General features: G+C 52.5%; 5 protein-coding genes, 1 tRNA gene and 3 rRNA genes. 3 read left to right on the top strand and 6 right to left on the bottom strand.

Translation table 11 applies throughout. The features are described from left to right. Window positions 1-155 precede the first annotated feature (155 nt). Complete coding sequence (locus AC07EG_RS40115) at window positions 156-425, bottom strand: YihD family protein (RefSeq protein ID WP_010436801.1); 270 nt, start codon at window positions 423-425, stop codon at window positions 156-158. A gap of 68 nt (window positions 426-493) precedes the next feature. Here AC07EG_RS40115 and mobA point away from each other — a divergent pair, with 68 nt between their 5' ends. Further along, window positions 494-1,078, top strand: coding sequence for a molybdenum cofactor guanylyltransferase MobA (gene mobA, locus AC07EG_RS40120; RefSeq protein WP_214606266.1), 585 nt, complete (start codon window positions 494-496; stop codon window positions 1,076-1,078). Continuing rightward, a complete protein-coding gene (gene mobB, locus AC07EG_RS40125; protein WP_427354009.1) occupies window positions 1,075-1,578 on the top strand; it encodes a molybdopterin-guanine dinucleotide biosynthesis protein MobB in 504 nt (167 codons plus the stop codon). Before mobA ends, mobB begins: the two co-directional genes overlap by 4 nt. 99 nt (window positions 1,579-1,677) lie before the next feature. Here the strand turns inward: mobB and rrf are convergent. The 4 genes from rrf to AC07EG_RS40145 form a co-directional block, all read right to left on the bottom strand. Continuing rightward, a 5S ribosomal RNA gene (gene rrf, locus AC07EG_RS40130) occupies window positions 1,678-1,793 on the bottom strand. Between the two features lie 72 nt (window positions 1,794-1,865). Then, window positions 1,866-4,770: ribosomal RNA gene (locus AC07EG_RS40135) — 23S ribosomal RNA — on the bottom strand. 192 nt (window positions 4,771-4,962) lie between these two features. Next, a tRNA-Glu gene (locus tag AC07EG_RS40140) sits at window positions 4,963-5,038 on the bottom strand. A gap of 85 nt (window positions 5,039-5,123) precedes the next feature. After that, window positions 5,124-6,665 (bottom strand): 16S ribosomal RNA (locus tag AC07EG_RS40145). The 16S, 23S and 5S rRNA genes sit together here with 1 tRNA gene alongside, the layout of an rRNA operon. 460 nt (window positions 6,666-7,125) lie before the next feature. Between AC07EG_RS40145 and AC07EG_RS40150 the strand changes: the two genes are divergently transcribed. After that, the gene (locus AC07EG_RS40150) at window positions 7,126-8,079 is read left to right on the top strand and encodes a nickel/cobalt transporter (protein WP_214595058.1); all 954 of its coding nucleotides are present in this window, start codon (window positions 7,126-7,128) and stop codon (window positions 8,077-8,079) included. Between the two features lie 33 nt (window positions 8,080-8,112). On the opposite strand, the gene AC07EG_RS40155 is transcribed toward AC07EG_RS40150, so the two are convergent. Further along, window positions 8,113-8,833 (bottom strand): MFS transporter (locus AC07EG_RS40155; RefSeq protein ID WP_478258521.1); only part of this gene is annotated, 721 nt, incomplete at its 5' end.

Below are 8,833 nucleotides of genomic sequence, written 5' to 3' on the forward strand. Positions count from 1 at the left end.
ACCCGAATACCCTGCTCGAACAGGGCGTCCATAATGGTATCCGGGTGTAGTGTCTGGAAAGTAAAAGCCTGGTCGTTCATCCGATCATCCGGAAATTATACGAATGATTCAGGATATCATCTTGTGGCGATTTCGGTGGCTCCGCTTACAAGCTTTTACTCTTTAATTACCCCACGCGCGCGCAGCAATGCGGTTTTAAAATCTTCCTCATAATCTTTCTGAATACCAGGAATAACAGCATCTTTGGCTGAATCACGCATTTTAAGGTGGTAGATCAGGATGTCGTCAGAAAGGTCTGTCAGTTCGCCGTCAAAACCTGACTCTTTCGCCAGTTTCTGTAAAAATTGCATCAGATTCAGCTCTGGCTCTTTTTGCCAGGCTGGCTGGAGGAGTTCAATAACTTCATTCAGACGTTTACATTTCATGGTGGTGCTCCTTTCATTTAGAGAGACACGTTAGCAGGGTCAATCCCACAATAAAAGAGGCGATATTAGTGAATGAATGCCAGAAAATCATCGGTGTCGTTCTGGCCGGTGGCAGAGCGACCCGAATGGGCGGAGAAGATAAGGGGCTACAGCTGCTGAATGGAAAGCCCTTATGGCAGCATGTCGCTGACAGGCTTACAGATCAGGTGTCGACAATCGCGCTCAGTGCTAATCGTCACATCGCTATTTACCAACGCAGCGGATTCCCCGTTTATCAGGATAACCTGGCAGATTATCCGGGTCCTCTGGCTGGGATGCTCTCGGTCATGCAGCAGGCTAAGGGGGGGTGGTTTCTCTTTTGCTCCTGCGATACACCCTTTATTCCGACTTGCCTGGTAGAACGCATGGTACAACAGCGCGGTGACTCGCCCGTGGTTTGGGCACATGACGGTGAGCGCGATCATCCGACGATCGCCCTGATTCATATATCGTTAGTTTCTGACATGCAGGCTTACCTGGCTGCTGGAGAAAGAAGGGTGATGGTGTTTATGCGGCAGGCAGGCGGACATCCGGTTGATTTTAGCGATGTGAAGCCAGCATTTGTGAACGTGAATACGACAGAAGATTTGCAGGCACTGCAGGAGAAGAAATGACACCTGTTTTAGCAATTTCCGCCTGGAGTGGTACCGGGAAAACCACGTTACTCAAAAAGCTGATACCTGCACTGTGCGCCAGAGGTATTCGTCCAGGTTTGATTAAGCACACGCATCATAATATGGATGTCGATACGCCCGGTAAAGACAGCTTTGAGTTGCGTAAAGCGGGTGCGGCACAAACGATGGTGGCAAGCACTCAGCGCTGGGCATTGATGACAGAAACCCCGGATGAGGCGCCGTTGGATCTGGCTTATCTGGTTAGCCGAATGGATCATTCCACGCTGGATCTGGTGCTGGTTGAGGGGTTTAAGCACGAGGCTGTGGCGAAGATCCTGCTATTCAGGAGCGATGCCGGGCATGATGTCGGTGAGTTAATTCTGGATGAGTATGTGATTGCGGTGGCCAGTGATGTTGTATTGCCGCTTGAGGTTCCGGTGCTGGACTTAAATGACGTGGATGGGATTGCAGAGTTTATTTTAGCGTGGAGTGCGGCCTGACTTGCCGGGTGGCGGCTTTGCCTTACCTGGCCTACAAAATTCAGTGGTCCAGAAACGCAAAAAGGCCATCCTTGCGGATGGCCTCTCTACTTATTTGATGCCTGGCAGTTCCCTACTCTCACATGGGGAGACCCCACACTACCATCGGCGCTACGGCGTTTCACTTCTGAGTTCGGCATGGGGTCAGGTGGGACCACCGCGCTAAAGCCGCCAGGCAAATTCTGTTAAATCTGTATCAGGCTGAAAATATCGTGTCTGTCTCTTCGCCAAAACACCTTCGGCGTTGTAAGGTTAAGCCTCACGGTTCATTAGTATCGGTTAGCTCAACGCATCGCTGCGCTTACACACCCGACCTATCAACGTCGTAGTCTTCAACGTTCCTTCAGGACTCTCAAGGAGTCAGGGAGAACTCATCTCGGGGCAAGTTTCGTGCTTAGATGCTTTCAGCACTTATCTCTTCCGCATTTAGCTACCGGGCAATGCCATTGGCATGACAACCCGAACACCAGTGATGCGTCCACTCCGGTCCTCTCGTACTAGGAGCAGCCCCCCTCAATTCTCCAGCGCCCACGGCAGATAGGGACCGAACTGTCTCACGACGTTCTAAACCCAGCTCGCGTACCACTTTAAATGGCGAACAGCCATACCCTTGGGACCTACTTCAGCCCCAGGATGTGATGAGCCGACATCGAGGTGCCAAACACCGCCGTCGATATGAACTCTTGGGCGGTATCAGCCTGTTATCCCCGGAGTACCTTTTATCCGTTGAGCGATGGCCCTTCCATTCAGAACCACCGGATCACTATGACCTGCTTTCGCACCTGCTCGAGCCGTCACTCTCGCAGTCAAGCTAGCTTATGCCATTGCACTAACCTCCTGATGTCCGACCAGGATTAGCTAACCTTCGTGCTCCTCCGTTACTCTTTGGGAGGAGACCGCCCCAGTCAAACTACCCACCAGACACTGTCCGCAACCCGGATTACGGGTCTACGTTAGAACACCAGCCATTAAAGGGTGGTATTTCAAGGTCGGCTCCACGCAGACTGGCGTCCACGCTTCAAAGCCTCCCACCTATCCTACACATCAAGGACCAGTGTTCAGTGTCAAGCTATAGTAAAGGTTCACGGGGTCTTTCCGTCTTGCCGCGGGTACACTGCATCTTCACAGCGAGTTCAATTTCACTGAGTCTCGGGTGGAGACAGCCTGGCCATCATTACGCCATTCGTGCAGGTCGGAACTTACCCGACAAGGAATTTCGCTACCTTAGGACCGTTATAGTTACGGCCGCCGTTTACCGGGGCTTCGATCAAGAGCTTCGCGTTGCCGCTAACCCCATCAATTAACCTTCCGGCACCGGGCAGGCGTCACACCGTATACGTCCACTTTCGTGTTTGCACAGTGCTGTGTTTTTAATAAACAGTTGCAGCCAGCTGGTATCTTCGACTGATTTCAGCTCCACCCGCAGGGGCTTCACCTACATATCAGCGTGCCTTCTCCCGAAGTTACGGCACCATTTTGCCTAGTTCCTTCACCCGAGTTCTCTCAAGCGCCTTGGTATTCTCTACCTGACCACCTGTGTCGGTTTGGGGTACGATTTGATGTTACCTGATGCTTAGAGGCTTTTCCTGGAAGCAGGGCATTTGTTACTTCAGCACCGTAGTGCCTCGTCATCACACCTCAGCGTTAAAAAGGTACCGGATTTACCTGGAACCTCCGCCTACATGCTTAAACCGGGACAACCGTCGCCCGGCTAACATAGCCTTCTCCGTCCCCCCTTCGCAGTAACACCAAGTACAGGAATATTAACCTGTTTCCCATCGACTACGCCTTTCGGCCTCGCCTTAGGGGTCGACTCACCCTGCCCCGATTAACGTTGGACAGGAACCCTTGGTCTTCCGGCGTGCGGGCTTTTCACCCGCATTATCGTTACTTATGTCAGCATTCGCACTTCTGATACCTCCAGCAACCCTCACAGGCCACCTTCAACGGCTTACAGAACGCTCCCCTACCCAACAACACATAGTGTCGCTGCCGCAGCTTCGGTGCATGGTTTAGCCCCGTTACATCTTCCGCGCAGGCCGACTCGACCAGTGAGCTATTACGCTTTCTTTAAATGATGGCTGCTTCTAAGCCAACATCCTGGCTGTCTGTGCCTTCCCACATCGTTTCCCACTTAACCATGACTTTGGGACCTTAGCTGGCGGTCTGGGTTGTTTCCCTCTTCACGACGGACGTTAGCACCCGCCGTGTGTCTCCCGTGATAACATTCTTCGGTATTCGTAGTTTGCATCGGGTTGGTAAGCCGGGATGGCCCCCTAGCCGAAACAGTGCTCTACCCCCGAAGATGAGTTCACGAGGCGCTACCTAAATAGCTTTCGGGGAGAACCAGCTATCTCCCGGTTTGATTGGCCTTTCACCCCCAGCCACAAGTCATCCGCTAATTTTTCAACATTAGTCGGTTCGGTCCTCCAGTTAGTGTTACCCAACCTTCAACCTGCCCATGGCTAGATCACCGGGTTTCGGGTCTATACCCTGCAACTTAACGCCCAGTTAAGACTCGGTTTCCCTTCGGCTCCCCTATACGGTTAACCTTGCTACAGAATATAAGTCGCTGACCCATTATACAAAAGGTACGCAGTCACCTAACAAGTAGGCTCCCACTGCTTGTACGTACACGGTTTCAGGTTCTTTTTCACTCCCCTCGCCGGGGTTCTTTTCGCCTTTCCCTCACGGTACTGGTTCACTATCGGTCAGTCAGGAGTATTTAGCCTTGGAGGATGGTCCCCCCATATTCAGACAGGATACCACGTGTCCCGCCCTACTCTTCGAGTTCACAGCAAGTGTGCTTTCGTGTACGGGACTATCACCCTGTACCGTGCGACTTTCCAGACGCTTCCACTAACACACAAGCTGATTCAGACTCTGGGCTGCTCCCCGTTCGCTCGCCGCTACTGGGGGAATCTCGGTTGATTTCTTTTCCTCGGGGTACTTAGATGTTTCAGTTCCCCCGGTTCGCCTCGTTAACCTATGTATTCAGTTAATGATAGTGTGTCGGAACACACTGGGTTTCCCCATTCGGACATCGCCGGGTCAAAGGTTCATATCACCTCGCCGGCGCTTTTCGCAGATTAGCACGTCCTTCATCGCCTCTGACTGCCAGGGCATCCACCGTGTACGCTTAGTCGCTTAACCTCACAACCCGAAGATGTTTCTTTCGATTCATCACCGACTTGCGAAAATTTGAGAGACTCGAACACACATAACATGTGTGTCGTTTCAATTTTCAGCTTGATCCAGATTTTTAAAGAGCAAATATCTCAAACGTCACCCGAAGATGAGTTTTGAGATATTAAGGCAGGTGACTTTCACTCACGAACCAGCAAGTGGCGTCCCCTAGGGGATTCGAACCCCTGTTACCGCCGTGAAAGGGCGGTGTCCTGGGCCTCTAGACGAAGGGGACACTGAAGTCTCAATCGCAAGACGCCTTGCTATTTACTTTTCATCAGACAATCTGTGTGAGCACTACAAAGGCAGGTTCTTTAAGGTAAGGAGGTGATCCAACCGCAGGTTCCCCTACGGTTACCTTGTTACGACTTCACCCCAGTCATGAATCACAAAGTGGTAAGCGCCCTCCCGAAGGTTAAGCTACCTACTTCTTTTGCAACCCACTCCCATGGTGTGACGGGCGGTGTGTACAAGGCCCGGGAACGTATTCACCGTAGCATTCTGATCTACGATTACTAGCGATTCCGACTTCATGGAGTCGAGTTGCAGACTCCAATCCGGACTACGACGCACTTTATGAGGTCCGCTTGCTCTCGCGAGGTCGCTTCTCTTTGTATGCGCCATTGTAGCACGTGTGTAGCCCTACTCGTAAGGGCCATGATGACTTGACGTCATCCCCACCTTCCTCCAGTTTATCACTGGCAGTCTCCTTTGAGTTCCCGGCCGGACCGCTGGCAACAAAGGATAAGGGTTGCGCTCGTTGCGGGACTTAACCCAACATTTCACAACACGAGCTGACGACAGCCATGCAGCACCTGTCTCAGAGTTCCCGAAGGCACCAAAGCATCTCTGCTAAGTTCTCTGGATGTCAAGAGTAGGTAAGGTTCTTCGCGTTGCATCGAATTAAACCACATGCTCCACCGCTTGTGCGGGCCCCCGTCAATTCATTTGAGTTTTAACCTTGCGGCCGTACTCCCCAGGCGGTCGACTTAACGCGTTAGCTCCGGAAGCCACGCCTCAAGGGCACAACCTCCAAGTCGACATCGTTTACGGCGTGGACTACCAGGGTATCTAATCCTGTTTGCTCCCCACGCTTTCGCACCTGAGCGTCAGTCTTTGTCCAGGGGGCCGCCTTCGCCACCGGTATTCCTCCAGATCTCTACGCATTTCACCGCTACACCTGGAATTCTACCCCCCTCTACAAGACTCTAGCCTGCCAGTTTCGAATGCAGTTCCCAGGTTGAGCCCGGGGATTTCACATCCGACTTGACAGACCGCCTGCGTGCGCTTTACGCCCAGTAATTCCGATTAACGCTTGCACCCTCCGTATTACCGCGGCTGCTGGCACGGAGTTAGCCGGTGCTTCTTCTGCGGGTAACGTCAATTGCTGAGGTTATTAACCTCAGCACCTTCCTCCCCGCTGAAAGTACTTTACAACCCGAAGGCCTTCTTCATACACGCGGCATGGCTGCATCAGGCTTGCGCCCATTGTGCAATATTCCCCACTGCTGCCTCCCGTAGGAGTCTGGACCGTGTCTCAGTTCCAGTGTGGCTGGTCATCCTCTCAGACCAGCTAGGGATCGTCGCCTAGGTGAGCCGTTACCCCACCTACTAGCTAATCCCATCTGGGCACATCTGATGGCAAGAGGCCCGAAGGTCCCCCTCTTTGGTCTTGCGACGTTATGCGGTATTAGCTACCGTTTCCAGTAGTTATCCCCCTCCATCAGGCAGTTTCCCAGACATTACTCACCCGTCCGCCGCTCGCCGGCAAAGTAGCAAGCTACTTCCCGCTGCCGCTCGACTTGCATGTGTTAGGCCTGCCGCCAGCGTTCAATCTGAGCCATGATCAAACTCTTCAATTTAAGTTTGATGCTCGTGAATTAAACTTCGTAATGAATTACGTATGTTCACTCAGAGACTTGGTATTCATTTATTGTCCGAAGACATTAAGAATCCATGTCACTTTGAGTGCCCACACAGATTGTCTGATAAATTGTTAAAGAGCAGTGCAACGCGGCTTTCGCTCACCGTTGCGAGGTGGCGTATATTACGCTTTCCTCTTTCAGAGTCAACCCGTTATTTCAGGATTTTTTCTCTTCAACCGACCCGGTTGTTTGTGAAGTGATTCACATGTTCCGTGTCGATGGAGGCGCATTATAGGGAGTTATCCGCAGGCCGCAACCGCTAAATGACAGAAAAATGACTGACTGCTGCATTACACAGCAAAACCCCGCCTTATACCTTTTTACACACAGACTTATCCACAGACGTCCCTTAAATCCACTATACTAGCGACAAATATTCCCCCTCCAGGCTCCTCCCATGACCACACAACGTCTCACCCGTGACTGGCGCATCCCCACAGCAGGGCTGATGGTGCTGGTACTTCTCTTTGCAGGTTTTACGCTCCATACGCACTGGAATGCCTTTATTCAGTGGTGCCTCGCCACCCAGATCACCTTACATCGCTATCTGGTGATGTACTTGCTCCAGCTGAATAACCATCAGTACAGCGGCGGTCTGTGGCTACTCACCGGTGCCTTCCTTTATGGCGTACTTCACGCTATCGGACCGGGGCATGGTAAATTCATTGTCACCACCTATCTCAGTACAAATAAAGAAAGCGAATTGGCCGCCCGGGTTGTGCCGTTTCTCGGCAGCCTGATGCAGGGCGTCAGCGCCATACTCTTTGTCTTTATACTGGCGATAGGATTTAACCTCGCCTCGGGGGATATCAGCACCAGCCGATGGTATGTAGAGAAGGTCAGCGCCGTCCTTATTGGCGCATTCGGCGCATATATGATTTATCAGGCACTGAAAAGCCTGCGTCCGCGTCGAATGACAATCTCCTCGATCAAGCCCTTCCACCAGCATGATGAGCATTGCGGTTGTGGTCATCATGGCGTAGGAAGCGATCTGACAAAAGGCGACTGGAAAACGCGTCTGGGCGTGGTGATGGCGATTGGCGCGCGCCCGTGCAGCGGCGCGATCATGATCCTGATGTTCTCGAATGCGCTCGGCATTGTCACCTGGGGGATCGCCGCGGTGATGACCATGTCACTGGGTACAGCGCTTTCTATTATGGGTCTCTCGCTGGCGGTACGTTATGCCCGTGAACGCACGGTGGCGTATTTCGGCGGCGGGTCAACGCTGAGCTGGCTGGTCCCGGTCGTGAAAATCGCGGGAGGGATCGTGCTGATTCTGTTCGCCACCGTCCTGTTCCTGACGGTGATCCCCATCAGCGCCAACGGCGACTACATTGCCGCCGGATGCTAATAAAAGAAAACCCGCCAGCGGCGGGTTTCATTATTACTCGTTAATCCGTGGATGTTGATCAACAAGGCGAGAGCGTTTCTTCTGCAGCTCTTCAATCTCTGCGTCAATATCCTCTATCTTCTGCTCTACGTTATCGTAGTGCTCACGCAGGATCTCTTTTGCTTCCTGAATATCAGATGCCGCAGGCGTCGCCCCTTTCAGAGGACGGTTCGCCGTCTCCTTCATGGTAAGACCGGTTGCCAGACCAATGACTGCAATAACCATCAGATAATAAGCAGGCATCATCAGGTTCTGCGTGCTTTCCACCAGAGAGGCGGCAAGCGTCGGCGTCAGGCCCGCAATCAGAACCGAGATGTTGAACGCCGCCGCCAGCGCACTATAACGAATGTGCGTCGGGAACATCGCAGGCAATGTTGACGCCATCACCCCGATAAAGCAGTTCAGGATCACCGCCAGCATCAGCAGGCCCGCGAAAATCAGACCCAGCACATTACTGTTAATCAGAATAAAGGCCGGGATCGCCAGCGCAAACAGCGCCACACTGCCGAGGATGATGAACGGTCGACGGCCAAAGCGGTCGCTCAGCAGCCCCATAATCGGCTGCACAAACAGCATACCCACCATGATCGCGATAATAATCAGCACACCGTGATCTTCCGAGTAGTGCAGGTTATGCGACAGGTAGCTCGGCATGTAGGTCAGCAGCATGTAGTAGGTCACGTTGGTGGAAATCACCAGACCGATACAGGTCAGC

It is taken from the genome of Amycolatopsis sp. NPDC045836 (genome assembly GCF_056431745.1).

Excerpts from the sequence above, each read along its gene's own strand:
- AC07EG_RS40150 (WP_214595058.1), top strand. The coding sequence starts at position 7,126 with ATGACCACACAACGTCTCACCCGTGACTGGCGCATCCCCACAGCAGGG.
- AC07EG_RS40115 (WP_010436801.1), bottom strand. The coding sequence starts at position 425 with ATGAAATGTAAACGTCTGAATGAAGTTATTGAACTCCTCCAGCCAGCC.
- mobB (WP_427354009.1), top strand. The coding sequence starts at position 1,075 with ATGACACCTGTTTTAGCAATTTCCGCCTGGAGTGGTACCGGGAAAACC.